Below are 26,712 nucleotides of genomic sequence, written 5' to 3'. Positions count from 1 at the left end.
GGGTGCTGGCTGTTGAGCTGCGGTTTCGTCGTGTGAACGGCGAAAATCTGCGCACTAAGCGGCCGGTTCTAGGCTGTCTCTCGTGGCGTATGTGCGCACGGTGAAGACGGCGTCGGGGGCCAGGGCGGTGCAGATCGTGCACTCCTCGCGTCGCGGGTCGCGGGACATCGAGCACATCGGCTCGGCGCATGACGATGCGGCGTTGGAGGCGCTCAAGGCGGTGGCGAGGCAGCGTCTGGCTGTGGGGCAGCCCGAGCTCGACTTTGGCCCGGACTTCGCGGCGTTGCAGGCCGGCAGTGGTGCTGGTGGTGGGCCGCTTGCGATCACGTCGTCGCGGATGGGGTACCTGTGGGACGCGCTCGGCCACGCCTACCAGCTGTTGGGGTTCGAGGAGGCCGCTGGTGGTGACGAGGTGTTCCGATCACTGGTGCTGGCACGGATCGTCGAGCCGACCAGCAAGCTGGACAGTCTGCGGGTGGTCGAGGAGGCAGGTTTCGACCCGCCGGCGTACGCGACCCTCAAGCGGCGTCTGCCCGCGTTCGCGAAAGAGTCCTGGCGGCAGAAGTTGGCCGCGGCGTGCGCCCGCACCGCTGATCTGGGGCCGGCGTCACTGGTTCTCTACGATGTGTCCACCTTGTACTTCGACACCGATGCCGGGGACGGGTTCCGTGAGCCCGGGTTCTCCAAAGAACGCCGCCTGGAGCCGCAGATCACGATCGGGCTGCTCACCGACGCAAGCGGGTTTCCGTTGATGGTTAACGCGTTCGAGGGCAACCGGGGCGAGACCACTACGATGCTGCCGACCATCCGTGCGTTCATGGATGCCCACCAGCTGGCTGATGTCACGGTCGTGGCCGACGCTGGCATGATCTCTGCGGCCAACCAGCAGGCCATCGAGGCCGCGGGGTTGTCGTTCATCCTCGGCGCGCGGATACCCGACGTGCCGTACGTGGTCCAGGCGTGGCGCCACGAGCACCCGGATGAGCAGATCCCCGACGGGCACATCTTCACCCAGCCCTGGCCTGCCGGCCCCAAGGACCAGCGCCGCGACCAGATCATCTACTACCAGTACCGGGCGGACCGGGCTCGGCGCACCCTGCACGGCATTGACGAACAGGTCGCCAAGGCCGAGCAGGCCGTCGCCGGCAAGACCGCGGTCAAACGCAACCGGTTCATCCAGCTCACCGGCGCCACCAAGAGTGTCAACCGGACCCTGGAAGCCAAGGCACGCGCCCTTGCCGGCCTCAAAGGCTACGTCACCAACCTCCCGGACGTCACCGCCGAGTTCGTGATCGACGCCTACCACCGACTGTTCCACATCGAGAAGTCGTTCCGAATGTCTAAACACGACCTCCGTGCGCGGCCGATCTACCACCACAAGCGCGAGTCGATCGACGCGCACCTGACGGTCGTGTTCGCCGCCCTGGCCGTCAGCAGGTGGATCGAGCAGACCACCGGCTGGTCGATCAAGAAGTTCGTGCGCACCACCCGCCGCTACCGCACCATCAACATCCAGGCCGGCGAGCACACCCTCACCGCCGTCGACCCGCTACCCGACGACCTCCGCGATGCCCTCACCCGCATCCACGACCGCGGTGCGCACTAATTTGAGCCAAGTCAGGTCTAAAGCGTGATGTCCCTTAAAGGAGGGTAGAAAAGATGAATATGACTCGGGATGCAGACAGGTACCGACATGGTGAGATGATTGATCAGGTGACAGTTCAGCCGCGTCAGGCAGCACGTCTGGAGGTGGGGACATATGAAAGCACAATGCCTCCACCACGGCTGTGCTTAACGTACGAGCCGGATGTTGAAGAGAACATCACCGCTGCACCAATAAGGCGTGACGGCGATGGGGACTACACGCTGTGGTATCAGCTGGAGAACTTTGGGGATGTGGCTTGTACGGTGAGCGTGTGGGAGTGCAACGGTGACGAAGAGGTCTGCGCTCCCGAGTAAGACGTCAGGAACTGGCAGTAGCGGTCCTTTGCAACTCACTGGCGTAAGCCGCTCTATCTATCCTGCAGCATCCGCCATCAAGAAATTAACGCGTCCCAAACAGCTTACGGTCGATCTCCTGCAAGAACGCTACGACCTCGGCCGCCGACGCCGCAAACGCCGCCTTTGCCTGATCTTCGTTGTCATCACACCACTGTGTTACCTCAGCCAAGAGCTGCTTCTTGGCTGCTGGCTTCTCGTGGTGGTTCAACGCCAGTACGTTGTCCACTCGCTCTTTGAACCTTGCTGGATAGTAGCGCTCAAAATCAGCCTCAGACCACGTGCGGAAGTGGTCAGGCTCCCACACCTTATACGTTTTCTGTAGCTTCTCGATCGCCTCCTTTCCGATGTCGTCGCCATCGGTCACGACCCACGCACGACCCTGGTAGTGGGATTCGAGATGGGTAAACAGGAACAAGCGGCGGAAGTCCTCAAAGAAGGGCTTTATCCTGTCGACGCCGCTGGTTGAAACTATCTGAAGGCGCGTCAAGCGAGGGGTGAACCATCGCACCAGGTAATCGCGGATGATCGTCTGGGCCGAGGACTCTTCAAGGAAGAGGTAGCCTTCGTGGAAGTCGAAATCATGCAGCTCGTAGCCGAGCTGCCGGAGGACTTCCACACGCGCGGCCGGCGTGTTCTCGACCTGCTCAATGGTCGACGTCGGTACGCCGTTCTCTGCAAAGGTCGATGCAACCGTGAAGATGCGAGCGTTACTCTCGGCACCAAGGTACTTGAGCACGATGTTGTTGTGCGTGCTGATGACGAACTGGTTGCTCGCTGACTTTTCGACGATCACCCGCAGGATCGCCTTAAGTGCTTGCGGGTGGATGTCGTTTTCCAGCTCCTCGATCAGGAGCAGGTTGCCGTCTGCCATGCACAGGTCCACGATGAGGCCAAGCTGACTGGCGACACCTTCACCCATGGCTTCGATTGGTATGTGATCATGCGGACCGACCGATCGACCGACCTTTTGGCCATTTTCGGCCGCGTACACACCAACGCGAAAGCCCAGTACTTGATCGCAAAGTTTAGTGAATTCAACATGCTTCCCGTACGTGCTATCCGCCAGCCGAAGAACCTTCGCCGTTAGGTTGCGAAGATCGGGAGTCACCGCCTTAACTCGATCGCCATCGACCTGCGTGTCGAACGCGGTGACCTTCCGTCGCGCAAGGTACGGGTAGATAAAGTTATTCGGCTCGGTATGGGAAATTCGATTGGCGCCGATATTCCCCTCACCATTTTCCACTTTGAGGGTTATTGCGGGAGCGAGATGGTCAGCACCTTGTCGCTGCACGTTCGTGATTACCGTGTCAGATTGAGGCGTTTGCTGGATTCTGAAGTATTTCTCTAGATCACGAATAAGGTCTCCCCCACTAAAGGAAGTTGCGATTGCACTAAAACGTTCTCCGGAGAAGAGTCGAACATCAGAGCTCAGAGCTTCAGCACCGATTTGCATCAGGTAAAGCGCACGCAGAACAGCCGACTTGCCGCTATTGTTTCGGCCAACGATCAGGTTGATGTCATCCAACTCGATGGTGCCGCTGTCGGCAAAACTCTTCCAGTTGGCGATGCGCAGGGAACGAACCTTCATCGTGAGCCTTTACTTTCTCTTCCAATGCCCAGTGAGCTGCATCGCCGAGAGGAACTACCCCGCTACAGCCTTTACGAACGTCACTTTCAGAAGGTCACAGTATGCCTGACCGCGGCCGAGTGCTCAACACAATAGGTACGGCGGCGCGGAAGCGAAACTAATTCGCATAGTGCAGCACATAGCCTTATTCTTTGATCTTGCACATCAAAGCCCTCACACGCCGGCGCATCGTCAACAGGCTGCAGGTCTCCAAGTTGTCCCATCCCCCCGTGAGGGACGCCGTCCTGGCCGGAATATTGTCCGGCCGGACGAGAATGCTCACGCGAGCTTCACTACCAGCGCTTGGTCGTTAGTCGCCTCCAGCGCCTCTCCCTGCCTAAGCAGCGCAACTAAAGCGTCAACTGAAAACCCACTGACGCAACATCCACCAGCACCGGGCTGACCGCTTGGAAACGTGCAACAGCGACGTCAGTCTCCAGACCTGGCGCAAGATGCGTCAGCAGTACCCGTGCGGCATTGCCGACGGTCCGCGCCACCTCCTCCGGCGTGCAGTGGAACTCGCTTGGCTCGCTCGCCCCCGCCTCCATCACCAGCACGTCCGCGCCTTGCCCGAGTTCAATCAGTGCCTTGCACGGCCCGGTATCTGCGGAGTAGGCCATGACGCGGCCGCTCGCCTCGGCCCGCACCCCAAACGTCGGCACGCTGTGGTGCATCGCAAAGGCCTGCAGCTCGATCGGTCCCACCATCGTCTTCAGCCTATCGCCCAGCTCCACCACCTCGAACACCTTGGCCGCCGCGCCATGCTGGCCGAGTGCGCTGTCGAGTCTGTGTGTCCATCCCGGCGGGCCGAAGACTGTGGGACGAGGCAACGCGTCATCATTGGCGTAGGCGTTCCAAGCCGCCAGCAGATCCGCCCAGTGATCAGGATGCAAGTGGGAGATCCAGATCGCGTCGACGGCAGCAAGTGGGACGTGCCGCTGCAACTCGGCCAGTGTGCCCGAGCCGGCGTCGATCCAGATCGACGTGCCGTCCGCCTGCAACAAGAAGCCGGAGCAGGGCTCGTCCGGCTTGGGGAACGGCGTGGCGGCCCCGAGCACGGTCAGGGTCATGGCGGGCGTGGTGGTCGACATGCCCAAGATTGTCCTCGCCCGAGGGACGCCGTGCTGAACGTCGAACTGCTACGACGTGGCGCCTGGCAACTGTTTGAGCGACGCCCCGGCCGAGAACGTCTCGATGGTCTCTGATAGTCCGCGCGCACCACTGACTGTCTTGAAGGCATGGCCCGCAAGCAACCGCTGGAGCCGCTCACTGCGTCGGACGACGCCTGCCAAGCGTTTGGCCGGCGGCAAGTCGAGGACGGGGGCGAGCGACTCCCGGGCTCCCTCGAAATCTCCCAGCCGTAGGTGAGCCATCGTGAGATCAAGTCTGGTCACTGCCGTGTGGGCGTACGAGGGCTCTTCCGGATGCGCATCCTCCTCGAAGGCGGCCAGTGCACGCTCCAGCGAGCGGATGCTGTCCTCGTGCTGTTGCAACCACAGATACGCGTTACCTGCACAGCGTTCTTGGTTAGCCACAGGAAAAGCGAACATGCCGGAGTATTCGTGATCATCAGTGACTCGCTCGCGCGCGTCGGCCGCGGACCGGATCGCTGTCTGCGTCCCGGCTGCATCGCCGAGACGGGCTCGAGCACGGGCTTCGAGGCTATGGAGACGGACGAGTTCCAGGCCGTCGACGTACTCCGTGCCGTGACGGGCGTGTTCAACCGCCTTATGCCCGCGGCCATCCCAGAACGCGATGATGCTCCGTGTCGCCAGCACCCAGGCGCGAAGCTTGTTGTGCCCAGCCAGTTCGGCGCACAGCCACGCGGTCCGTGCATGCGTATCGGCTTCGTCGTACCGGCCCAGATCGCTGCTGGCGCTGGCGAGCAGCCCGCAGGCTTGACCGGCAAGCAGGTACAGGTGGCGGCTTTGCTCGGGATACTGCCGTCCTTCGAGCAAACCGAAGGCGGTGTTGCGCAACTCGCGCATGTCGCCGAGAAGGGGGATCAAGGGCTCAGTGAGGTAATCCCGGGCGATGCGATCAAGATCAGCGTCAAGCTGGTCGAGGTCGGTCGGCCCAATGTTGGTTTGGCCTGCCCGGTGGGCAAACGCAGCTGATTCACGAGCGGTGTTCATCAGAAACGCCTTTTCCAGAACGGCAATGGCACCACCAGGCGGTGCAGTCGCAAGCGGCTCCGCCGGGACAACAGGTGACGGCATGTCTCGCACGAGCTCCACGGACGGTGCCGCAGCTGAGCGAACGTCTGGCCTCGTGGTTGAAGCCAAGCCTGACAATTCGAGGATAAGCTGCCGATCGCCGGGCGGCATGTGCTCCAAGTCCTCGAAATCAATGAGCTGGCTCACGTTAACCCCATAAGCTCGCGCCAGTATGGTCAGCGTCCGCGGCGAAGGGCGCTCACCACTCACCGGCCAGCATTCGTAGGCGCTGATGCGCGTGCCGGTCATTGGGGCGTCGCCGGAACCCTCGGCGATGTTGTAGGCGTGGGCGGCCTGGTCCTGGCTCCAGCCGTGAGCGTGACGGCAGGATTCTCGTGGTCGGAACGCAAAGCGGCGCTGCATCTCGCTGGCGATGCCAGCTATGTCGACACCTGCGGTCGCCATGGCCCGGCGCAACTCTTCCCGCTGCGCCTTGGTCACGCTTTTCCCCATCTCGTCTCCCCGCGATTGGTGTCACTGGCCGGACGGATTCCAGACTGCGCCGCCGCCCGGAGCAAGTTCAAGCGCCCGGACTGTGAAGATTTCTCCGGATACACCGGGGAAAGTGGCCGTCCTCGCGGCGTCTTCGCAGGTGCAGACGCGTTTGACCACCGGGAAAAACCTCCGTGATCGTCCGGTGGGCGGATTCGCGTGAGTCGGCCAAGGTCGTTTCTGGCACCCGCCCCCAGGAAACGTCCTTTCCCGACGAAGGACGTGCCAGGTCGACGTCAAGTAGTACCCCGCCTGTCAAGAAGAACCGACCTGGTCGCTTCCCACGGCCCTGGTGGCGGGTGCCGCCACCCCATCCCGTACCAAAACGTGGAGCGGCACCCATGCGGCAATCCCCCCGGATGCATCGGCTGGCCTTTGCGGCGGCCATCCTCACCCTGATGACCGGCCTGTCCGGCTGCGGCCTGCTCGACGGGTCGTCCGGTGACCCGTCGCCGGCGCCGATCGGGAAGATGGAGAAGACCAAGGTGAAGGTCGGCGTCTTCTCGATCGTCGACGTGGCGCCGCTCTACCTCGCTATCGAGAACGGCTACTTCAAAGCAGAAGGCCTCGACGTCGAGCCGATCACGGCGGCCGGTGGGCCGGACGTCGTCACCAAGCTGGTAGCCGGAGAGTTGGACTTCGGCATCTCCAGCTATCCGGCGTTCTTCGGTGCCCAGGCCAAGCAGGTGGCCAGCTTCAAGCTGGTGAGCGACGCCTACCAAGCGTGCGACGGGCACTCCCGGGTGATGGTCAAGCAGGACTCGCCCATCACGCAGGCCACCGATCTGGTCGGCAAGAAGGTGGCGGTGTCGGGCCGGGGCACCATCTCCGACCTTGCGGCCAGTTCGGTGCTTGGCACGTTCGGCGTCGACCCGACCAAACTCCAGTGGATCGAGATCCGGTTCCCGGACATGGAGCCGAGCGTCCAAAACGGCAACGTGGACGCGGCAGTCTTCGGCGAACCCTTTGTCACCCAAGCAGAGCAGAACAAGGGGATCAGGGCGATCTTCGACATCGCCAGCGGGCCGACCAATGAGATCGCCCTGTCCGGCTGGGGTGCACTCGACACGTTCGTCAAGACCAACCCGAGGACGGTGGCGGCGTTCCAGCGCGCCATGGCGCGGGCCGTCGACGACACCCAGGACCGCCCGCGGTTGGAGCAGATCTTCACCGGCAAGTTGAAGATCACCCCGATGGTGGCCTCGCTCGTCACCATCTGCCGGTACCCCAAAACCCTTGAAGCCCGGCGCATCCAGCGGCCTGCTGACCTGATGGCCGAGTTCGGCCTACTGCCGAAACGGCACCCCGTTGTCCCCGGTGAGCGACTGGCCGAGTTAGACGTCGCGGGGATGTTGCTGCCACCGCCGCCACCGGCGCCGTGGGTGACGACCAGCAAGTAGGCCGTGCCATGGTCGCGAGCAACCCGCTGGCGGCAAACGACAAACCAGAACCTGACGCGCGCCTGGGGAGGGACCGCGCCTCACCCTCACAGTACCTGGCAGGTGAAGCAGTCATGGGTGTCCGTATCGGTGATGGAACCCGCCATCACAACGTCATTCCCTTGCGCCCCAACGACACGACAAATGATCGGCTCATGAGTACGGCAGCGACGTCGCTTGAGCCGTCGATGAACGATGCGCCGCTGCCACAACCGGTCCAGCTGTACGGCCTGACGGTACTGGCCTTTTTGCTGCACACGCCAACCCGAGGGCTCCAGCGGTGTGTGCGCTGCGGTACCGCGTGGCCGTGCGATCACCTGCGGCTGGCGTACCGCTTGCGGGAGGGGTTCTAGAGGCTATGAGCGCTCACCAGGAGAACAGCCGCTCACAACGAGACAAGCCGCGACCTACGGGCGAATCCAGCCAACTGCCGCCACGGGTGCTGTACGGCTACGTGCGTGTCGCCCAAGGAGACAGGGAACGAGCAGCGGCGCTCAAGACCGATCTGATGGCGTTCTGCCAGACCTACGGCTACATGATCGGCACGGTCTTCAGCGACTTCGGTGTTGAGGACTCGGACGTCGCCCGGCCAGGGTTCTCGTCGCTGCTGGATGTTTGCAGGCTGGTCGGCTCGTACGGCGTCGTCGTACCGAGTCGCACGCATCTGTCGGCGCACGAGGAAACGTTGGCCGTGCTGCTGCGCCAAATCCGACGCACCGGCGCGAAGCTGATCGCCATCGATGAGTTCGAGGCGTCCTTGAATGGCGCGACTAGCACGGCGCTTGACGACACTGAGGAAGACAGCCATCGAGATGATGCACCGTGCTGACACTACTTGGCCAGTTCTGTGAAGCGCTCGTCCTGCCGACCGCAGCAGGACTTCTCGTCGGTGCCCTCCTGGCGCTTGTCACTCCACATCGGAGCCGATGATGGACGACGGCGAACTGGCCCTGGTCGCAAGACTGAGTTTCGTTCGTAGTGACTTAGAGCAGTTTGTATTTCAGGTGCTGGGCGCGATGGACAAGCAGTTCCGGGTGACGACCTGGCCAGAGAGCGAAGCCGAGCTGGGCCACCAGTTGGTGACGCTCGGCCGGGCTCTGGAGTGGCACGCCGCGATGCACGCCCTGTCCGGAGTGGACACGCGGCCGCCTGATCACAGCTAACGCCAGCCATAACGCCAACACCCAACGCTGTCCACTGCTGCGTTTGGAGAAGGCTATGCCACCGTTATCCGATCCCTCTCCGCTTGGCCAGCCGGGCGATCGGCCGCCACGTCGAGTCATGCGACGTGTACTCCTGGCTGAGTGGCAAGCCGGGCAACCGCTGGTCGCTATGGAACGCCGACACCGTATGGCGCACCGCACGGTTCGCCGACTCCTCGAGGAAGCTGGCGCTGATTTGCCTCCGCGCCGCGACATGTTCGACCTGCGGGGGTCGGAGCGCGCCGCCTTTGCTGCAACTCTCACGGCTGAATTCGACGCCAACAAGGACTTGACCGTCCATGCCCTGGCCAAGCGGCACCATGTCTCACCACAGACAGTCCGCAAGCTCATCAGGGAAGCTCGGTATTGCGACCATGGCGAAGCAGCCGCTGTCGTCAGGAACGAATCCTCACAACAGCGGCATGAAGAAGCGGGGAGGAGCACTCGCGCCCCTTGCGGGTGCTCCTCCCCGCCGAGGGTTACGCGGTCTGCAGTCGATTCATCCGGCGCATCACCGCCTGGAGCAGCAGACTCAAGCCCGCCACACACGCGGTGCCGGGCAGCCCGACAACTACCACCAGCGTCACTCCCATACCGGTCAGCACGATCAGGAGCAAAAGCGCTGCCCGCAATGTCATCGGCCAGCCGCCAAGGACACGTTCAGCCAGGCACGCCCAGCTGGTACGACGTCCTCGGCGATGCCGACCACGCTGCGGCCGCCGGTGGGGCAGCCCTTCTTGGGCCGCAGGAACTGCGGCCTGGTCAAGCAGCTCGCCGAGGCCCACCTCGTCACTACGACGGGTGTGATTTGCCAGGTGGCGATGAGTCACCGGTTTGGGTGACCGCCCCTGGTCTGGAGTTGATCCCTTAGATGGCCGTACCATCGGTTTTGTGTTGATCCTTTCCTGATCTTTGCTATGGGTCAGGCATAGATGCAACACAGCGGCGGCTCCCTGTTCCGGGCTAAAGGATGCAGGGGGCCGCTTTTGTGCAGCAGGGGAAGACGCCCTAGGCCCCTCCCCCTGCTCTCCATCTTGGCGAACGAGTCGATGAGCGGTTGCCAGTAGCGCCAAGTGGCCACTGAGGCGCGCCAAGCGGTTATGGCGCAACGGTTCGACCAAACGGACGATGCAATTGCAGGGCTTCTTCGGTTATTGCATCGCGTGATTTTTGTAGCCGTATTCCTACACAGTACTCACTCATTAGTGTCGGCATGTCAACCGACCGTGCCCCGAGAGTGCACTGTGAGTGTCCATGCGAGCAGGACCATGGGGCCATCCAGGCGATGCGGCAACTTGTTACGCCGCCCAACGACACGACCATGGCCTTGCGCCTAACGGTCACCACTCCCCAGACATGCGGGAGCAGCCATAGGCTTGTCCACATTTGACATATCTGTTTCGACCTCGACTGTCCTTGTCGGACGATTCTGGACACGTAGCCTCGCAGATTCCGCCTTCGTAGCAGCAACCTTCTGCTGATACGGCTGGATTCCCGAGCACTGCAACCGATTGCGCATCCTCGGAGGCCGCAGTCTGTTGACATCACGAAGTACTCAACAAGCAGCAGTGCTGGTTTCTCTTTGCCCGCAAGGAAAGCCGCCATAGTGCGGGATTGCATCTCGACGCGCGACGAACGTGACCTGTGGCACGACGAGCAGCCCACCGTGCTTCGTTCCCGCGTCCCGCCAATCGGGTGGTGGCCCTGCGTAGTAGCAGCCCGGGGAGATCGCCCCAACAACTTCATTGCTGCTGCACCGAAATTCGTCGACGCAACTCCGACACGCCACCGCCAGAACGTCCTAACGTCAGAAGAAGCCAGCGCTTCGGCTGAGGGCTCTTCGAGCGGCCCGCGCAGTGGCCGTCGGCGCCCCAGCCAGGCCGTTGGCTACTGATTCGGCGAATCACGACCGCCTGTCGCGCGAGGCCTTTGGCCACTGGCTGGTTCTCAACACTCCTCAGTACTGAAAGGAGGTGACGCACGTCGTGACGACACCATCGGCAACGCCTGCGCCCACACCAACGCCGGCCGAGGTCATCCAATCGGTCCAGGCAGCCTACGGTGCGCAGGATCGTACCGAGCTGCACATGTCTGACGGCATGGACGAGGGCGAGACCCGCGACCCTGCCTAGCTCGTTCTGATTGATCGTCAACATCTGCCGATTTCCTAGGAGGTTCTGCGGGACATGGACGCGCAGAACCTCCTTTCTCGTTACGAGACAAGGAATCCGACATGGAACACCGACTGATTCACGGCATCGAGAAGGCGCTGGGCTGGTCCGGGCCAAGCCAGCTCGGCGCCGCGTTCGCCCTCGGCCACATCGATGACATGGAAGTCTGCACCCGGCTGCTGACGCCGACCCGCCTGCTCGACCTGGTGATGCGGCGTAGCCTTGCCCCACACCGGTTGCGCATCCTGGCCGATGGCGGCGACGTGCATCCCCAGCAGTACTTGCCGATCTCCACGGCGCGCCGTGGCTGGGGCGTGCCCATGGCTGACATGCGCCGGGTTGGCGGCTTTCTGCGTTCCGGCTGCACCCTGATCCTCGACGAAGTCAACACCTACGACCCCACGATGGAAGTCGCCTGCCGCGCCTTGCAGTGGTGGGCCGACGAACTCGTCCAAGTGAACTGCTACCTGACTACCGGCACGTCGGGCGGTTTCAACCTGCACTGGGACGACCACGATGTCCTGGTCGTGCAGCTGGCAGGCGAGAAGGCATGGGAAGTCCGCGGGTTGTCCCGTGTGGCACCGATGTACCGCGACGCCGAGCCCAACCTCGAGCCGAGCGAAGAAACGGTCTGGACCGGCATCATGCGGCCGGGTGATGTCATGCACATCCCGCGCGGGTACTGGCACCGGGCCACCCGCGAGGACCGCGGCGACGGTTTCAGCTTGCACGCCACCTTCGGTATTCCCAAGCGCACCGGCGTGGACTGGCTCACGTGGGTGGCCGACCAAGGCCGGGAGCGCGAACTACTGCGCCATGACTTGCTGCGCACAGGAACCGACGCGCAGCGGAACGATCAGCGCCTGGACCTGTTGGACGAAGCGATCCGGCTGGTGACGTCCCAGCCGATCGCCGAGTTCTTGACCCGTCGCAACATCCAGCGCCCGGCTGCCCGGCACATCCAAACCCACAGCCTGTTCGGCCCACTGACCGATGTGGTGTGCGTGACCGAGTTCGCGCCGCTAATCGAGCGCGGCGATGAATCGGTGGTGGTGGCCGCGGGTGGCCGCCGCATCACCTTTGCAGCGGCCGCGCTCCCCGCTCTGGACATATTTCTCGGCGGTTCACCCGTCTCGGTGGCTGACGCCGTAGCCGCGGTGGGCGACAGTGCGGCAGTCGTCGCCCGTGCTCTGGTTGACGAAGACATCTGCGCCGAGCTGACGCCGGAACTGGCCAGCGGGTACGCCGACATGGTCACGGCCCAAGTTCGCTAACGAGCTGAGCGGCGTGGGCTTTGGCAGGTTCGAGCAAGGCCCCGGACCGGTCGCCAGCGGCGATGAGCACGGCACAGCGGTAGAGGCGCATCAGCCGGCCGGTGTGGGAGTCGAGATCGTCGCGTCGCTCCATATATATGCGCTCGGCGAGCCCGGGGACGGCAAATGACTCGCTCCACAACGTGGCGGCGTCATACCCACGCGGCGCACGACCCCAGTCTTCCCAGTCGAGGATGACGCAGTTCGGCGCGGTCAGGTTGGCCCAGGCGAAGTCGCCGTGAGCGGTTGCCCATTCGTCCACTGTGGTCTCGACGTCCGGGAAGACCTGGTGGATGGCAGCAGTAACGCGATCCTGTGTCAACGGCCGCATGCCAGGAGTGGCACGGCGGGTCGTGTGGTGAGCAACAAGCGCATCGAGCGACGCGTTGAAGATGCGCCACCACTCCGCTGACAGCTTCGGATGCGTTGCCAGGATGCCGCCGGGCTTGATGGGCGGGTCGAGTACAAGTTCGGTTTCGTCGGCCCGCCAGGCCAGTCCCGCGTTACGGTCAATCCAGGCAATGCCTTGGTGCCACGCGGGTTTACTGACGCTCTCAAGCACTTCAGCACACTCGACGCCGTTCCAACCCTGGCCGTCGATCCTGTCCAGAGCGCGCACCTCGATGCGCACCCAGGTGTCGTTGGTGGTGCGAAAGCCGAGGGAGCGGCGCTTGCTGACCTGGGTGGCGAGATCGAATTTGAGGGCGAGGGCGGTTTGGACACGAGTGATGATCTCGTCATTGGATAAGGTGCGGAGATCGAGAGGCACTGCCACAGACTAGACGAAACCATTTTCGGGACGTCAGCGATCTCGGGATAACTTGCGCACACGCCTTCAAGTCGATTGACCACTTCTCGAGGCTAGCCGAGCTCTTCACCGACTTGTCGAGGCTCCGTACCCAGACGTCACTCCCGGCAAGCTCCCTAGCCGCCCTGGCAAGTACCCAAACAGCATCGGGATCACCTACAGGACCGCGACAGCGGAGAACCTGCAGCTCTTCGAGGAGCTCACGCGTGAGCAGATACATCGACGAGCGAGGCGCCTTGCGAGCTACCGGCGTAATCTAAACATCGACAAGTCGTAGCGAGCACCAACATTACTGCTGCTGATGACTTCGCCGTCCGCCGTTCGGAACGACATTTCAGCAACGTCGACATTGGACAGTTGTGCGCCCTCGACGCCGAAGTTCCGTGTCGGATCCTTGATTCGCTGGGACAACTGGTGAGCCAGGTAACTGGTCAGGCTGTTGTGCTGACCGGTCCCTTCGCCGCCGACAGCCACTCCGAGTTCTTCGGTGAGCTCCGGCAAGATCCGGTCGACCTTGATCGCAAGCTGGTAGGCCGTGATGAACGGCAGTCCGAGGTGGTCGCGGTTAGGTTCGGCCGGTTCAACTTCCTCGAGCGCCTGCAGCACGGCTGCTTCGACTCGGGCGACCAGACAGTCATTGGAAGATAGTTGCCGGTCAGCACTGCTTGCACAAGCCACGGCGCCTACTTCTTGTCGATAGCGGCTTCATCAGCAAGCATCCACACGAACGCGACACCCGACCGTGGGAACAACCCAGCCATCAAGGCCAACGTCGATTGTCTTTGCCGCACTAACTTTCAACGTCTGGTCAACACGGGGCTACCGGCGAAGTAGTCGAGAGGTGTCACCCGCCGAAGATCAACGGCGGTGTAGTCGAACTGCACGTGCAGGCCGTCGGTCGGCCGCGGCACATCGATGTAGAACACATGGCCATGGCGTGGAGCCACGCTGTCGGCTAACCCCAGCATGCAGGGCTTGGTCGCCGAGTTCGGGGCCCGCAAATCGCGACTGTTTCTCCGGATAAACCGGGGAGAGTTGCCATGGGTTTAACGTTTTGCCAGGTCGCGCTCATACGGCGACCGGAGGAAACCCCCATGATCGTCCGGTGGGCGTACTCGCGTGAGTCGGCCAAGGTCGTTTCTGGCATCCGCTACCAGGAAGTTGTCCCTTCCCGACCGGGACACGCCGGGCCCGGCACACCCCTCCTACCAAAGGAACGGACTCGGTGGCCTCCCAAGCCCTTGGTGGCGGGTGCCGCCACCTCATCCCCGTACAAGAACGTGGAGCGGCACCCATGCGGCAATCCCCGCGGATGCGTCGGCTGGCCTTTGCGCCGGTCATCGACGGTCAGCGTGAACCAGGCAGCCCGGACAACGGTGCCAAGCGGTGACCGGTCCAGTGTGGCTGGTGCTCCTTCTGGCCGCTGGCTTGGTGTCAGTCGTGTGGTGGCTGATCGTGGATTGGCGGCGCGACGTCAGGCAAGCCAAGGCCGCAGCCCGAACCGCTCACGATTTCTTTGCACCCGTCGGCCGACACAGGGACCTCGAGTCTGACGACCGCACCGAGCCGCTATTTGGTGAGGCGCCGTCAAAACAACCACGCCAGATCCCGGTCCAGGAGTTGCTGACCCGCACCGAAGGTGAAGGTTCTGCGCTCCGGCTGAACTGGCGCCGGGAAGACGAACAGCGGGCCCGCGGTGCGGACGAACCCTGGACCGCCGGGGACTTTCCGACCGCGGTGCTGCCGATTGTCACACCCGATGCACTGTAAGACACATCAACTTATCCTGTACACAAAGGACTTTTGATTCATGGCAGGGCAAACACCGCCACCGAACTACTACGGCCGTCAACTGCTGCGTCAGCTAAAGAGCCTGCGCGAGCAGACAGGCATGACCCAAGCCGAGGCGGGCGATCGAGCGCGGATCGAGTTCAAGAAACTCAGCCGCATCGAGAGAAAACAGCTGCCGAGCTACCACGAGCTGGTCATGCTGCTTGATGTCTACGGCGTGGTGAGCTGTGATTTTGCGCCGTATGTGTCGCTCTGGGAGCTGGCCCGGGCGCGGGGCTGGTGGGCGGCCTACGGCCTGAAAGACGAGCGGTACGTGCGCATGGAGGACGAGGCCGCGGCAAAGTATGAGTTCCAACTCGGGTACGTACCGGCACTTTTGCAAACGGAACAGTACGCCCGCGCTGTGTTCACTCACTCTCCGGAACCTCGTAGCGACAAGGCCATTGAAAGTCTGGTCAAGGTTCGCATGCGCCAGCAGGAGCGCTTGGTCTCCGACACGCCGCTGCAACTGCACGCCCTGCTGTACGAACCGGTGCTCCGGCAGGGTGTCGACCGTACCCAGCTGCTGCGGCTGGTGGAACTGGCCGAGTTGCCGAACGTCACGCTCCAGATCGTGCCGCAGACGGACGAGGTTCATGCGGGTCTTAGCGGTTCGCTGATCCTGCTGTCGTTTGCCGACCAGAGCGAACCTGACATCGCTTTCACGGAAACCCTGCTAGGACTCTCAGAGTCCCAGGAGGCCGGGACGGTGTCGAAGGTCAAGTGTGCACTGGATCAGCTGGCGCGCATGGCACACAGTCCACAGCAGACCATGGCGCTGCTTCAAGAAATGCTTGGCGCTGTGTTGTAGCGACGTGGCGGCACAGCGCCGAACATTCACCGACGGCTGGCTGTGCTTGGAGACATGACCGGACGGCCGGATGGTGAGAGCTAACACCCACAGGGGAAGTCCTCGTTTTGCGGTGCCCGGCTGTGCCTTGCCGCAGCGGATAGAGCAGGGCTACGCAGGTGCGAGGCTGGTTTGGGGTGCGCTGGTTGTTGGGGCGGCGCACCCACTGCGTTCCTCAAAGGCGACACCGGCGAGTCGACCGACTTGATCGCCATCTCCCTCCATACACAGACCACATTGTGCTTGGTGGCACTGCCGAACAATGGTTCTTGGAACCGTGAGCCGGATCCGGCTACAGCTGAGGCAATCTTGGCGCGGTGCATAGCGATACAGCTGACGTTGCGAGATGCCACCGTCCTCAAGCAACAGGTTGGGCTCGCCCCACGCGTCCAGAGATTCGGCTTGACGAAGAGCATCGCGGCCAGCCGAGTCATCCATAACTACGGACACGGGTGCTGGGATGAGTCTGGCGTGGGGACGTACGGCGGAGGTGCTGGCGATAGTGGACGGAGACTGAAGCGAGAGCCCGTCTGGGCATCAGACAGCAGGCGACTGCTCCGTTCGTCACCCTTCCAGCCCTGTCACCAACTTCCACAGCTCGCGGTAACGAGGGTGTTGTTCCTTCAAGGGCACCATGTACTCGACCCAACGGTGGAGCGTTTCGGCTCCTTTGTCCGTGAGCACGAGGCCGCCGTGCAGCTCGTCGCGTGTGACAAAGCCGCGTAGCTGTGCCTGGGCGACCTGGGCGCGCGTACTCACCTTGTAGATCTCATCGCTCCACCCGTAGCCGGCGGACAGAGCGTGGAGCACCCGGAGCAAAGGCTGCTTCCCTGGGGAAGGAGTTGAACAACGGGTCGGCGCCGTCCGGCTTCGATTTCGCGTACCGAGTTAGCACCTCCAGAAACTTCGTCTCGGCGGCGCAGTACGTCTCATATGCGACCTTCACGTCGCTCGCTGATGGCGGCTTGGTCGTGTGCTGCTCGTCGGAACACATTCAGCAGTCCCAGGGTCAGGCGACGCGGACGACGCCGGGCGTCCAGAAGCTGCTGCGAAAGTCCGATTCGGCGAGCAGGTAGACCGAGCAGACGAAGCGACGGTCGGTCGGGTCGCTGGGGTTTGTCCAGCCGTAAGACTCCACGATGCGAGTAAGCGCGTTGCCCAGCTCGGTCGCTTGCTCGCTGTGACGCCCCGACGTCCGATCGCTGAAGGTGAACTCATCGGACAAGCCGCCAACGTAAACGTGAAGAAGGACGCCAACCATGACGTGGATGCTGAACTCTGTGCCAACAGGGATGTTCTCTGCGCCCGCCGAAGGAAGTTCGGTGATGATGCGCTCTGCCAAATCCGCGAGATCGGTAGTGGTTCGGGTTCCGTGGTAGCGACTGCCATACACACGGCCGTCGAGTTCGTGTTTGGCCATCTGCCCGCCTTTCTTAGGCCAATTCGGCGATAACCGCCCCGCGAGATCGACAGTGGCTTCGGTGGGTCTCAAAAGGCCAGAAAAGCAGGCAGGAGGCGCCCAAGATCACCCAAATGGCGCATTTTCTCGTTCGAGACTAGAGGTTTCGAGGAGGAAATAGTCACCGCCGCAATTCAGATGCATCGGGCGTGACGCATTGCTTGATTCGGCATTCGACAGAGCTCCAGCATGCCGCTCCAAGCTCGAAACACCGTGTGAGCCGTGTAGTTTTTACATCACTCGCGAAGATACGGTTGCTTCATATCGCGACTTGAGTGATTGATGGAGTAGTCAAACATTGCAGAAATTGCAGTTGACAAGAAGGTACCTCGTCGGCGTCCTGCGGCTTCTAGATGACTCATTCCGAGTTGTCGGCCGCAACTCACCGAGGAGGTGGCTCGCCATGAACGAGCAGTCATCCACTACTCCCGCGGGCGCCGGCCAGCTTCGCACGCTCGCCGTCCGCATCACCGAGGATCTACGAGCGCAGCTCGACATCGTCGCCCAGCTCACCGGCCGCTCTGCGACCGAGGAGATCCGCCTGGCCCTGGAGCACTGGATCGAGAAGACCAAGTCCGACCCGAAGGTGCTGCAGAAGGCGAAGGCGGTCCGGGCTGAGATCGAGCGTAAAGCACAGACAGAGCGCGCGGCTATCGCGGCGATCTTCGGCGGAGATGACGGCAAATCTGAGGGTGAGGCCGAAGGCTCACCGCGGTCGAGCAAGCGCCAACAAGCCAAGCCCATAAACGAGTAGCCGCCAAATGTTCCTGGCGTACGTTAGGAACACACAAAGGCGGGAGCCGTCCGTGCAGTGACTAAAAAAGGGTCACGGCACGGACTAGGCTCCCGCCTAAATTCACGTTAGGACGTATGCGACCTCAATGGTCGTACTCTATTTGCCCCTTGTTCCTACGACGCTGCATCTCCTCGTGCAGCCTTTTGAGCTCTGCCAGGCGAGCTTTGAGAGCATCCTGCTCTTTTTTCTTCTTTGCGTCTTCGTCGCCATCGTCGGAACCCATTGGGATCCCCTCTGCCGAAGTGACATGGAGGGGTGCGCACCCAATGCCGACGGTATGGACGCGCAATTTAGCCGTCGAGAAAAAACAGAAGATTGACTAAGGGCGATGAAAAGAAGGGAGAAAGAAGGTCTAAAGATGGATCATGAGGCGGCGCAGGTCAGGGCCGGACGTCACCAGGGAGAGATGCCCGCCCCTTGGTAAGGAGCGGGCCGGGGCGGCAGGATGGATAGAAGTACGTGGAACGCCTACAGGAAACGCGACGGCTGGCGTTCTCGCCTCAGCTTCACCGGTTCCGCTTCCACTTGTCGTACACCACAAAGGTGTACGGATCGAAGATTTCGCCGTAGATGCGGTCGCTCCTCTTGGCACGCGCCCGCACAATCGAGTCAGGAATGGCTGTCTCTTTACCCTCGACCCATCGTCCGTCGTGCCATTGAGCGAAGATGTCCGCGATAGCTGAGAGGTACAGGTGGTAATTGAACGAGCAATCCGCGACAGCGTCTCCGTACATGACCCAATGGAGGATTACCTGTTCGACCGAAGTGCAATTATCCAAGGAGTCTTTTGGCATGCCTTCTCTGACATAGTCCCAGAAGCCTTCGGCCGCAGATTCGACATAGCTCATGGTGACCTCACTAAATGTAAGGCCGCCCCCATATTTCTTGTATCATTTTATTGGCAGCCCGTCAATAAGGCGGAGCAGCCCCCCCGTAATGAGGTGATCACGCAGCGGCTAGGCTCCCGTGGTCTTCTTGGGAGGTGGGCAATGTCGGATGACTGGCCAAAAGACGATCTTGTAGCGGCGCTGGGCGAGATCATTACGATCAAGAGCGGGCACAGCAAGCCGCCGCCATACCATTTCCCTCGCGCACAGGTCATTTCTGACGTCGTTACTGATCGACTTGACCTGGCGACTGTCGCTACGGGCGCCAAGCGGGGCGATTTGGTCGAAGGCTTCCTGCGAACGGCCATCGCGGTGGGGATTGAGGTGGCCGACAAAAATGAGCAGCGCAAGAACTTAAACTCAGCCCGCGAACTGCTGGGGTTTAGTCGGTACAGCGAGGCGCAAATTCACGAGATTGTGCAGCGCCATAGGCCGATCCTCCCCAATCCCGAGGCCGGGAACACGCCCGACTCCAAGGGGGTACGGCTTCATCTGGCGAAATTAGAGCAGCTCGACGATGCACAACGAGAAGACGCCATCCTGCAAGCCAATCCGCCGATCATGAGACACGAGGCAGCCCGGCTCGCTCAGAAAGAGGTTTGGATCCCTCTTATCGTCGATGCACTCTATGACCTTCTTCACAACTATCGCGACAGAGCGCTCACCTTGGCGCAGGATCTCAAGCTCGTCCCGACGAACGCAAGTAATAGTGTTCTGGCAGCGGCGGATCCTCCAGATGTACCGGTGACCACTACCAAAGAGGGGCCTCGCCGAAGAATACGCTCCATCCGGGATGCCGTCGGTGTGGTTATCGTAGTTGGCGCGACTATAGCAACGATCTCCTTTATGTCGAATCCTGATACGCCCGGCTCGAACCAGCCCGCAGCAGCAGAACTCGAAGCCCGTTACGATGGCAAGGATCCTCGGGGATTCGACGGCGCAAACTCCCGATGCGCCGAACCTCCCCCTAGCCAGCTTGTCCAGGCCAGCTCACCTCTAGTTATGGGGCCTGAGGGCCGCCCGGTTGGCAATATCCAGTTGCGCACGTCGCCTATCTGTCCGGTTATCTGGGGGCGGGTGCTGTGGAACGGCAATGAGACCGATTTGTATCAAATCCCCGCCGGATGGACGCTGCACGTGGTTGGGCACCGGCCTGACACGAAAAGTCGCTTCGATTTTCCTGAACCGTCAAGTCCCACGCCTATCCAGTATGGCCTTGGTCCGATGGTGGTCACGCTTCGCGGCTGCGTCTACGTGGAGGCCTATTTTTCCAACGGCGATCAGCAAACAAGTCCATCCAAAACGTCTTGTGTCATGGCACCTAAGAGCTAATGCTTGCACCACCGCGAAGCAGGTAGGTGGCATAAGTTGACGCCCGCTCACAAGGAGCGGGATAAACCGCATCATCGACGTGAGCGTAGCTCGGAATGGTAACCACTCCGACTCTCTTGACGTAAAGTATGTTTCGAGCCTTTTGGGCATGGTGAGCGGACGGATCTAGGCAGCTACAGCCCTTATGCTCTGTAGCCAGTTACCTGTGCCCAACACGTTGAAATAGTCGGATACACCTGACTTAGAAGTTCAAGGATCTCGTCCTCGCAACCGCCTGCTAGAGGTTGCCACCTAAACGATTCGTGGTCCAGATAGAGCAATGATCGCTTGGTTGCACGGTACAGCGTCACTCGGCGGTTGTCGGCTCCATCGGTCATGAACAGCGCCCACATCGTGTCATCGAGCGGGAGCAGCACGGGCAGCGGTGTGTGTGCGTTAGAGAGCGCTTGCGCCAACCCGGGGCGAAGCGGCGCCAGAAACTGATACTCGTGCCTGAGAATCTCCAGCAGCGTGCTGCGGCTTCCAACCACCGGAGGCTCTGCAATCGCTCGCTCGTACGCCAGGAGAACGCGCTCTTGGTCGCCGATCAACAGATCACGCAGGATCCGCGCGGTGAGCCTCGGAACGGCCAGTGACGTCTCTGTCTGTGTAACTAGGCCAAGGCGTTCGAGACGGTGCACGGCGGCTTGCAGCTCTATCGGACTTGGTCGACCAGCGAGATGTCCAGCGATCTCCACGACAAGGTCTCGTGGGCGTTCACCGCCGCTGTGCGTCCAGACGATGCTCGCCAAGATGGCGCTCGCCATTGGATCGTCTCGGACCGCTTCATAAAGTCCCTCCACGATAACCGACAGGCTCCGTGGTACTTCCCCAAGCTCCGCGAGGTCGTGCAGGGCATGCTGTGTGCGCCTGGAGATGTCTTCCAGCAGGTCTTCAGGGCTCATGGCGTTGTCGCTCTTAAGGTAGCGAACAACGAGGTGAATCGCCTCAGCATGCCCTCCGAGGACCGAGGTGAGTCCGTCGAGGGTCTCCTCGGTCAACGCCGTGACATCCTTGAGTTGGTCGCGTAACCAGGTTCGGACGTCTTCGTCAGGCACCCCGGTGATCAGCCGGGCCGGTGGTGGGGTGCTGTCACATTCGTTGCCAAACGTCGGACGTGTGGAAGCGGTGATCAGGACAGGGATGTTGCTGCCGTGTGGAAGCAACATGTGGATGTTCTCTTCCGTACGCACGTCGTCAAGCACCAACAGGCGGATGGCGTTGAACCGGGCGGCAACTGCGCGAAAACGAGCGATGCACTGCTCATCGGACAGTGGGCTGTCGTCGACGCCTTCACGCGACAACACCTGGCGTATGTCACGTTCGTAGAGGCCGCGACGCCCCAGTCGTATGAAGCCTGTGACTTCGGGCGTCCCAACTTGGTTAGCGAAACGACGAGCCAATGTGGACTTGCCCATGCCGTCTAGCCCCCAGAGCAGAAACAGTCCACCGTTGTCTGCCATCAGGTTTCGGTACGTCGTGTGCAGCCAAGCAAGGTCCGTCGAACGTGGGATCGAGCGAAGCGGTGTGCTACCGGTGATCGTCGGGCGCTCCGGCGTCGACTGCGGCGAACGGATCCAGAAGGCGAGTTGATCAACATACGCCTTGCGGTGCTTGCGAATCGTATGCCAACTGAGCTCTGGGGTCACAGTCCGTCCGGCCAGTTCCTCGCGTGCCTGCGTACTGGCGTTCTCGGAGGCATTAGTCAAGCCGAAGACTTCCCGGATGATCCCCGGACTGCAGATCGCACCTGCAGGCGCTCGCGCCGGAGCAGCCGGACGTGCTTGCTCAACTGCTGCAACAACCGCAACGAGCGTTGCTCGGATGTCTTGGAGTCGGATCTGTTCTCGCCCAACACCACGTGCCTGCGCTGCGACTTCAGTGAGCGCTGTCAGCTGGAAGGGAGGCCGACGGGTCAGCAGCCGGTCGAACGGCGTCTTGCGCCAGGTGTGTAACTCAGCCTCGAGCGAGCTGAGGTCGTCGGTCTCAGCCTGTCGCTCCACGACTCCTGGCCTTTCCCGCTCAGTTCGCAGAACTCGCTCAGTCTGCGCTCATTTTACAGCGTGCCTCGGATGGAGAGTTTGCACAGCGTCGGCGAAGCAGCCGACCTCATCTCGATCCGCCCCAGCACGTCAAGGAGGGCTTCCGTGCCCCGGACCCGCTATACCAAGGTCGTTCGCATTCGCGAACGGCGCCAGATCGAGAGCCGCAGGCGGAAGCTCGCGGCCCTCGCAAGGACTCTGCACCACACGCAGACCGCACCCGTCGCAGAACCTGCGCTGCATCCAGTGAAAGAACGACGCCGAGCTCGGCGCGAACAGAACTTGCTTCGCAAACCGAAGCGGCTGATCGACGGCGCAGACCGAACTCGCCCAATGAACACAAGTAGGACCGCTTGCCCCGGTAGGTGTTGATCACTCTGCCACCACACCCAAAGACAACTAATCGGAGGTGCTCCATGTCTAAAAAGGAACCGCGCATATCTATCTCTCACTCCGCAGACCTGCGTCGTTTCAAGTGTCGGCTCTGGGTCTATGCCGCCATCCTGATCGTCATCCTGTTGCTGGCCGCATGCAGCAGCGGCACGTCGTCCCGACGGGGCGAACTCGGCGACAACCAAGCCATCCTCGCCACCTGCGATCCGGCCGCACCGCCCGCCTCACTGGTGCTGCTGGACGGCACCGGCTCCAGCGCCTCGAACGCCATCACGGCCGAACGGATGATTGCCATCGAGTCGATCGCCACGCGCACGGCCGTGTGCTCCGGATACCTTCGAGTCCAGGCGTTTTCGTCTAGCAGTGCAGCCACGAGCTTGTTGTTCGACGGCTTGTTGAAGCAGGACGGCGCGACGGACAACGCCAGGCTGAAGCGCGTACCTGAAGCCGTCACCGGTGTCATGGACAAGGTGCGATCCGGCTACGGCCCGGCGGTCCAGGCCCTGCCCCAGACCGGCAGCGATATTCACGCCCAGTACCGGCTGGCAGCCGAATGGATCCAGCAGCTCGGTGGCAGTTACCGCCTGGACTTGTCGATCATGAGCGACGGTATTCAAAACGTTGGCGTTGACCTTGGTGCTCGGCCGCTGAGCAAGCAAGAAGCCGAGATGCTGGCCGACAAGGTCACGGTGCCCAAATTGCCGGGAGCTTCCGTCACCGTGGCCGGACTCGGCCGAGTGGCCGAAGGCGCACCGCCGTCCGCGCTAGCGGAAGGCCTGGTGCACTACTTCCAGCGGCTTTGCGAGCGAACGCATGCCGCCTCTTGCACCGCAGTCAGCGACTACGCCACTGCAGGTCGGTGAGCTTGGTGTTCGGCAAGGAGCCGAAGCGACACCACTATCCACAGCAATCGGTAGATCTGTGGACGCGAGAAGCCGACACCACCACGCTTCCGCTGATCAACCAAGCGACTGCGCAACCGCGGCCGGCGAATGTCGGCGTGACCTACGTCGAGCAGGAACACCATGCCCTGGCCGATGAGCAGGAGCTGGTCTGGCCGGCCGAGGGTGAGCGCGAGGCACGGCCACACCAAATGCAGGCCAAAGGTCTTTCCCCGACAACCTCGGCCATCGACGAGTTGCTCGCCGAAACCGAGAAGGCAGTAACTGCGGCTCACGCCGACCACCAGCACGCAGCCGCAGTGTTGGGTCCGTACGTCCGGAGAGAGCCAGGCGCGAAAGTCAGGTACTGGATCTGTTGGCCAATCCTGATCTTCGGTGACACCGCCGGCGTCTGGTCGGCAGCTGTGGTCAATGGCGATGTGCCGTACATCGCCTTCGGTCAAGCACTCGCGTCGGGTGTGGCTGCGGCCTGTGCCGGTCTGGTCGGATCAGAGCTCAAAGACATCCGGATGGCACGCGCTCGCCAGCGTGATCCGGAGTCGTTATCCCAGGACGAACAGCGCTACCGGCGCCTGTTCACCGGCGCTGACAAGGGCATCGGCATCGTCAAGCTCATCGGCTTGCTATCGGGAGTCGTCGCGGCCCTGGTGATGGTGGCCATCTTCGCGCTGCGCAGCAGCATCGAGGGCAACGAGGCGGGTCTCACCTTCGGCCTGCTCGCTGCGGCGACGGCGATCGGTTCCCTGCTTCTCGGGTACTCAGCAGCCGACGAGGTGGCGGACTTCCTTGCCACAGCCGAAAAGCGTGTCGGACAAGTGGAAAAACGGTATCTACAGCTGGCGTCGTCGGCAGCACCGAAGCGACAGGCGGAGGCCGAGGAAGCAGCCCGCTCCATTCAGGCCGAGTATCAGCTGCGCGGCCAGGCCGCAGGGAAGCGGGTGGAGTCGCTGTCCTGGCGGGTGCAGCGTCAGAATCCACACGTCCTTGGTCACGGCTACCCGGTGGGCGAACAGAGCGGGGTTATCGGGAGGCGACCGCGGCGCGGTGGTGCGGCATGAACCGACACGACGGACTTCTTCCAAGCACCTTGCTGTCCAGTCACTTGCTCGGACCCACAAGCAAGACGGACCAAGAAGTAGCCCATTCGACCAGCGGCGGATATGTTCTCGGCGATCCAGGCCAGCCGGCGCCGGTGCCGACGCTGCTGATCGCCATCTTCGACGATTCGTACTCCGTCACCGGTTCGACCGGCAACGACCCGCTGTCGAATCGGTATGCCGAAGCCCGGCGAGCCCTCACGGTGGTGGCCCGACGAGGATCGCGCCGGGAGCTGGCCGCGCTGCTCCACTTTGACACGCCACGCGGCGACGTCGGGCCGGTTTCCCTTACACGAAACGGGATGCGACGTCTCAGCCGCAGCCTATGTGTCCCGCAGGGCGCGGCCGGTTCAAGCGAACTCGGCCCCAGCCTAAGGCGGGCGGCGGCGTTTGCCGAATCATGCCCACAACACGCAGCAACACTGGTGATCTTCAGCGATCTCTTGCTGCTTGACCGCGATCCCAGCAGGGTCTTTCGCGGCCTGGAGGACTTCGCCGGCGAGGTGCACCTCGTGGTGCTCGGCAGCTGCGTGACGCCGGCGGAACTCGATGGGCAGGTTTCGATCACTCACATCGACCGTTCCGACTCGCCCGGTGCCGTAGCACGGGCGCTGTTTGCCAGCCTGGTAACGCACCGACCAGGCAGTCACGTGGCGACGTAGCAGCTGGTCGTCGTAAATTCCACAACTCATTTCTGCTGGTTCTTGCCACGCCACAACCCACGCTCAAAACAGAGGCAACCGCCCATCGGTTCACTCGAATCTTCGCCCGAACATTCGGGCGAGCCGATGGTTCCTATTTAGCTCGCGCCGCTCCATAACTAAGGGCGACCTCCCGGCTAACCCCGGGACGAAGAAAAGGAGGACAACATGTCTAAGGAGGTCATTCCAGCTCAGGGCACTACCACTACAAAGTTCCGCACCATCCTGGCCGATCCCCCATGGGATATCCAACAGAAGGGTGCTCGTGGTGCCGAGCAGCACTACCGGCTCATGAGCCTGGAGCGCATCAAGGAAATGCCCATCCGTGACCTCGCAGCCGACAATAGCCATTTGTGGCTCTGGGTCACCAACGCCACGCTTCGCGACGGCTACGACGTGGCCGAGGCCTGGGGTTTTACGGTTCGTTCGCCCTTGACCTGGATCAAATTCAGGCTCGGACTTGGGCAGTATCTGCGAAACACCACAGAGCACTTGCTGCTCGCCACCCGCGGAAAGGCCCCAGTCAACTTCCGCTCGCAGCCGACGTGGTTCAACGCACCCGTGCAACATCATTCGCACAAGCCGGAAGAGCAGTACGCCCTCATCGAGCGCGTCTCTAGCGGCCCCTACCTGGAGCTGTTCGCCCGCAGGCGCCCGCCCAGCACCCGTGGTTGGTCGGTATGGGGCAACGCCGTGGACAGCGACATCGTCGTTCCTGGCTATCCGGTGCCAAGTGACGTCGCGGTACAGAGCCGTGGGCACGGTGAGCCGCGATGAGTAGCAACAAGAAGTCGGAATCGCCGGTGACGAATCCAGTTCCATGGATCTTCCACACCAGCTTGCTGCTGCTCGGCGCCGTCATCGCACTGAACCTCGCGATCGAGTTCCTTCGCCCTATCTGGCCCTGGCTTATCGGCGGCTTCGTGCTGATGGCAATCAGCTGGATCGTTGTCGCGATTGTGCGGTGGAGACGCTCGCGGTGGTGACGTCGCCGCGCTGCAGTCAACAGTGGCAAAGTGTTGTGGAATTAACAAATATTATTGACGTTCTGACCAAAATCGTCCATAAGTGGTGGCGAAATAGGCCGCTGTTTACAAGCAGCACTCAGATCGTCG

The 26,712-nt window shown here is 62.0% G+C and carries 29 protein-coding genes; 15 read left to right on the top strand and 14 right to left on the bottom strand.

Going from position 1 to position 26,712, the window contains the following annotated elements:
- The first annotated feature begins 82 nt into the window (after positions 1–82).
- Entirely contained in the window at positions 83–1,606 is a 1,524-nt protein-coding gene (locus B9C43_RS24925; protein ID WP_456077598.1) for an IS1634 family transposase, read from the top strand.
- Positions 1,607–2,044: 438 nt separating this feature from the next.
- Here the strand turns inward: B9C43_RS24925 and B9C43_RS24915 are convergent, their stop codons facing one another.
- The 3 genes from B9C43_RS24915 to B9C43_RS24905 form a co-directional block, all read right to left on the bottom strand.
- Positions 2,045–3,589 (bottom strand): ATP-dependent nuclease, encoded by a 1,545-nt coding sequence (locus tag B9C43_RS24915; protein ID WP_084429522.1) that lies wholly within the window; start codon positions 3,587–3,589, stop codon positions 2,045–2,047.
- Positions 3,590–3,978: 389 nt separating this feature from the next.
- The gene (locus B9C43_RS24910; RefSeq protein WP_143446566.1) at positions 3,979–4,719 is read right to left on the bottom strand and encodes an MBL fold metallo-hydrolase; all 741 of its coding nucleotides are present in this window, start codon (positions 4,717–4,719) and stop codon (positions 3,979–3,981) included.
- A 48-nt stretch (positions 4,720–4,767) separates the two neighbouring features.
- Entirely contained in the window at positions 4,768–6,297 is a 1,530-nt protein-coding gene (locus B9C43_RS24905; protein ID WP_084429521.1) for an NsdA family TPR-like regulatory protein, read from the bottom strand.
- A 380-nt stretch (positions 6,298–6,677) separates the two neighbouring features.
- Between B9C43_RS24905 and B9C43_RS24900 the strand changes: the two genes are divergently transcribed.
- The 4 genes from B9C43_RS24900 to B9C43_RS24885 all read left to right on the top strand — a co-directional run bounded on the left by B9C43_RS24900 (position 6,678) and on the right by B9C43_RS24885 (position 8,938).
- Entirely contained in the window at positions 6,678–7,736 is a 1,059-nt protein-coding gene (locus B9C43_RS24900) for an ABC transporter substrate-binding protein (protein WP_084429520.1), read from the top strand.
- A gap of 194 nt (positions 7,737–7,930) precedes the next feature.
- On the top strand, positions 7,931–8,128 hold the full coding sequence (locus B9C43_RS24895) for a hypothetical protein (protein ID WP_084429519.1): 198 nt from the start codon (positions 7,931–7,933) through the stop codon (positions 8,126–8,128).
- 5 nt (positions 8,129–8,133) lie between these two features.
- On the top strand, positions 8,134–8,604 hold the full coding sequence (locus tag B9C43_RS24890) for a recombinase family protein (RefSeq protein WP_084429518.1): 471 nt from the start codon (positions 8,134–8,136) through the stop codon (positions 8,602–8,604).
- Between the two features lie 100 nt (positions 8,605–8,704).
- Positions 8,705–8,938: a hypothetical protein gene (locus B9C43_RS24885; RefSeq protein ID WP_143446565.1), complete on the top strand. Its 234-nt coding sequence runs from the start codon at positions 8,705–8,707 to the stop codon at positions 8,936–8,938.
- 64 nt (positions 8,939–9,002) lie between these two features.
- Here the strand turns inward: B9C43_RS24885 and B9C43_RS24880 are convergent, their stop codons facing one another.
- The 3 genes from B9C43_RS24880 to B9C43_RS56840 form a co-directional block, all read right to left on the bottom strand.
- A complete protein-coding gene (locus B9C43_RS24880; RefSeq protein ID WP_084429516.1) occupies positions 9,003–9,299 on the bottom strand; it encodes a hypothetical protein in 297 nt (98 codons plus the stop codon).
- A gap of 157 nt (positions 9,300–9,456) precedes the next feature.
- Positions 9,457–9,615 (bottom strand): hypothetical protein, encoded by a 159-nt coding sequence (locus tag B9C43_RS56845; protein ID WP_160096678.1) that lies wholly within the window; start codon positions 9,613–9,615, stop codon positions 9,457–9,459.
- Entirely contained in the window at positions 9,612–9,770 is a 159-nt protein-coding gene (locus B9C43_RS56840; protein ID WP_160096676.1) for a hypothetical protein, read from the bottom strand. Before B9C43_RS56840 ends, B9C43_RS56845 begins: the two co-directional genes overlap by 4 nt.
- Before the next feature lie 1,440 nt (positions 9,771–11,210).
- On the opposite strand from B9C43_RS56840, the gene B9C43_RS24875 reads away from it, so the two are divergent.
- On the top strand, positions 11,211–12,422 hold the full coding sequence (locus B9C43_RS24875; RefSeq protein WP_084429515.1) for a JmjC domain-containing protein: 1,212 nt from the start codon (positions 11,211–11,213) through the stop codon (positions 12,420–12,422).
- On the opposite strand, the gene B9C43_RS24870 is transcribed toward B9C43_RS24875, so the two are convergent.
- From B9C43_RS24870 to B9C43_RS56835, 3 genes are all read right to left on the bottom strand, one after another.
- Positions 12,403–13,230, bottom strand: a complete 828-nt coding sequence (locus B9C43_RS24870) for a hypothetical protein (RefSeq protein ID WP_200825682.1) — start codon at positions 13,228–13,230, stop codon at positions 12,403–12,405. The two genes, B9C43_RS24875 and B9C43_RS24870, sit on opposite strands and share 20 nt — an antisense overlap.
- Before the next feature lie 282 nt (positions 13,231–13,512).
- Positions 13,513–13,875: a hypothetical protein gene (locus B9C43_RS24865; protein ID WP_084429513.1), complete on the bottom strand. Its 363-nt coding sequence runs from the start codon at positions 13,873–13,875 to the stop codon at positions 13,513–13,515.
- A gap of 191 nt (positions 13,876–14,066) precedes the next feature.
- Positions 14,067–14,216 carry a hypothetical protein gene (locus tag B9C43_RS56835; RefSeq protein WP_160096674.1) on the bottom strand — a complete coding sequence of 50 codons (150 nt, stop codon included), beginning with the start codon at positions 14,214–14,216 and terminating at the stop codon, positions 14,067–14,069.
- Positions 14,217–14,655: 439 nt separating this feature from the next.
- Between B9C43_RS56835 and B9C43_RS24860 the strand changes: the two genes are divergently transcribed.
- Together B9C43_RS24860 and B9C43_RS24855 are read left to right on the top strand one after the other, a co-directional pair.
- Complete coding sequence (locus tag B9C43_RS24860) at positions 14,656–15,039, top strand: hypothetical protein (protein ID WP_084429512.1); 384 nt, start codon at positions 14,656–14,658, stop codon at positions 15,037–15,039.
- Positions 15,040–15,079: 40 nt separating this feature from the next.
- On the top strand, positions 15,080–15,910 hold the full coding sequence (locus B9C43_RS24855; protein WP_084429511.1) for a helix-turn-helix domain-containing protein: 831 nt from the start codon (positions 15,080–15,082) through the stop codon (positions 15,908–15,910).
- Positions 15,911–16,513: 603 nt separating this feature from the next.
- Here B9C43_RS24855 and B9C43_RS24850 read toward each other — a convergent pair.
- The gene (locus tag B9C43_RS24850) at positions 16,514–16,768 is read right to left on the bottom strand and encodes a hypothetical protein (RefSeq protein ID WP_143446564.1); all 255 of its coding nucleotides are present in this window, start codon (positions 16,766–16,768) and stop codon (positions 16,514–16,516) included.
- A gap of 190 nt (positions 16,769–16,958) precedes the next feature.
- Positions 16,959–17,369, bottom strand: coding sequence for a hypothetical protein (locus B9C43_RS24845; RefSeq protein ID WP_084429509.1), 411 nt, complete (start codon positions 17,367–17,369; stop codon positions 16,959–16,961).
- Between the two features lie 442 nt (positions 17,370–17,811).
- Between B9C43_RS24845 and B9C43_RS24840 the strand changes: the two genes are divergently transcribed.
- Entirely contained in the window at positions 17,812–18,162 is a 351-nt protein-coding gene (locus B9C43_RS24840) for a ribbon-helix-helix domain-containing protein (protein ID WP_084429508.1), read from the top strand.
- Between the two features lie 124 nt (positions 18,163–18,286).
- On the opposite strand, the gene B9C43_RS56830 is transcribed toward B9C43_RS24840, so the two are convergent.
- On the bottom strand, positions 18,287–18,427 hold the full coding sequence (locus B9C43_RS56830; RefSeq protein ID WP_160096672.1) for a hypothetical protein: 141 nt from the start codon (positions 18,425–18,427) through the stop codon (positions 18,287–18,289).
- 283 nt (positions 18,428–18,710) lie between these two features.
- Positions 18,711–19,052 carry a hypothetical protein gene (locus B9C43_RS24835; RefSeq protein WP_084429507.1) on the bottom strand — a complete coding sequence of 114 codons (342 nt, stop codon included), beginning with the start codon at positions 19,050–19,052 and terminating at the stop codon, positions 18,711–18,713.
- 141 nt (positions 19,053–19,193) lie between these two features.
- Between B9C43_RS24835 and B9C43_RS57625 the strand changes: the two genes are divergently transcribed.
- The gene (locus B9C43_RS57625; protein WP_200825681.1) at positions 19,194–20,423 is read left to right on the top strand and encodes a hypothetical protein; all 1,230 of its coding nucleotides are present in this window, start codon (positions 19,194–19,196) and stop codon (positions 20,421–20,423) included.
- A 182-nt stretch (positions 20,424–20,605) separates the two neighbouring features.
- Here B9C43_RS57625 and B9C43_RS24825 read toward each other — a convergent pair whose 3' ends face one another.
- Complete coding sequence (locus tag B9C43_RS24825; RefSeq protein WP_084429506.1) at positions 20,606–22,465, bottom strand: ATP-binding protein; 1,860 nt, start codon at positions 22,463–22,465, stop codon at positions 20,606–20,608.
- Positions 22,466–22,920: 455 nt separating this feature from the next.
- Between B9C43_RS24825 and B9C43_RS24820 the strand changes: the two genes are divergently transcribed.
- The 5 genes from B9C43_RS24820 to B9C43_RS24800 all read left to right on the top strand — a co-directional run bounded on the left by B9C43_RS24820 (position 22,921) and on the right by B9C43_RS24800 (position 26,583).
- Positions 22,921–23,760 carry a hypothetical protein gene (locus B9C43_RS24820; RefSeq protein WP_084429505.1) on the top strand — a complete coding sequence of 280 codons (840 nt, stop codon included), beginning with the start codon at positions 22,921–22,923 and terminating at the stop codon, positions 23,758–23,760.
- A complete protein-coding gene (locus tag B9C43_RS24815; protein ID WP_084429504.1) occupies positions 23,757–24,857 on the top strand; it encodes a hypothetical protein in 1,101 nt (366 codons plus the stop codon). The genes B9C43_RS24820 and B9C43_RS24815 overlap by 4 nt, the downstream gene beginning before the upstream one ends.
- Positions 24,858–24,991: 134 nt before the next feature.
- Complete coding sequence (locus B9C43_RS24810; protein ID WP_143446563.1) at positions 24,992–25,558, top strand: hypothetical protein; 567 nt, start codon at positions 24,992–24,994, stop codon at positions 25,556–25,558.
- Between the two features lie 207 nt (positions 25,559–25,765).
- Positions 25,766–26,374: an MT-A70 family methyltransferase gene (locus B9C43_RS24805; protein ID WP_084429502.1), complete on the top strand. Its 609-nt coding sequence runs from the start codon at positions 25,766–25,768 to the stop codon at positions 26,372–26,374.
- Entirely contained in the window at positions 26,371–26,583 is a 213-nt protein-coding gene (locus B9C43_RS24800; RefSeq protein ID WP_084429501.1) for a hypothetical protein, read from the top strand. The genes B9C43_RS24805 and B9C43_RS24800 overlap by 4 nt, the downstream gene beginning before the upstream one ends.
- Positions 26,584–26,712: the final 129 nt, after the last annotated feature.

Source organism: Kibdelosporangium aridum (assembly GCF_900176515.1).
Lineage (GTDB): Bacteria > Actinomycetota > Actinomycetes > Mycobacteriales > Pseudonocardiaceae > Kibdelosporangium > Kibdelosporangium aridum.
The sequence above is the reverse complement of the archived record's forward strand: the minus strand, read 5'-3'. Positions and strand labels throughout refer to the sequence as shown.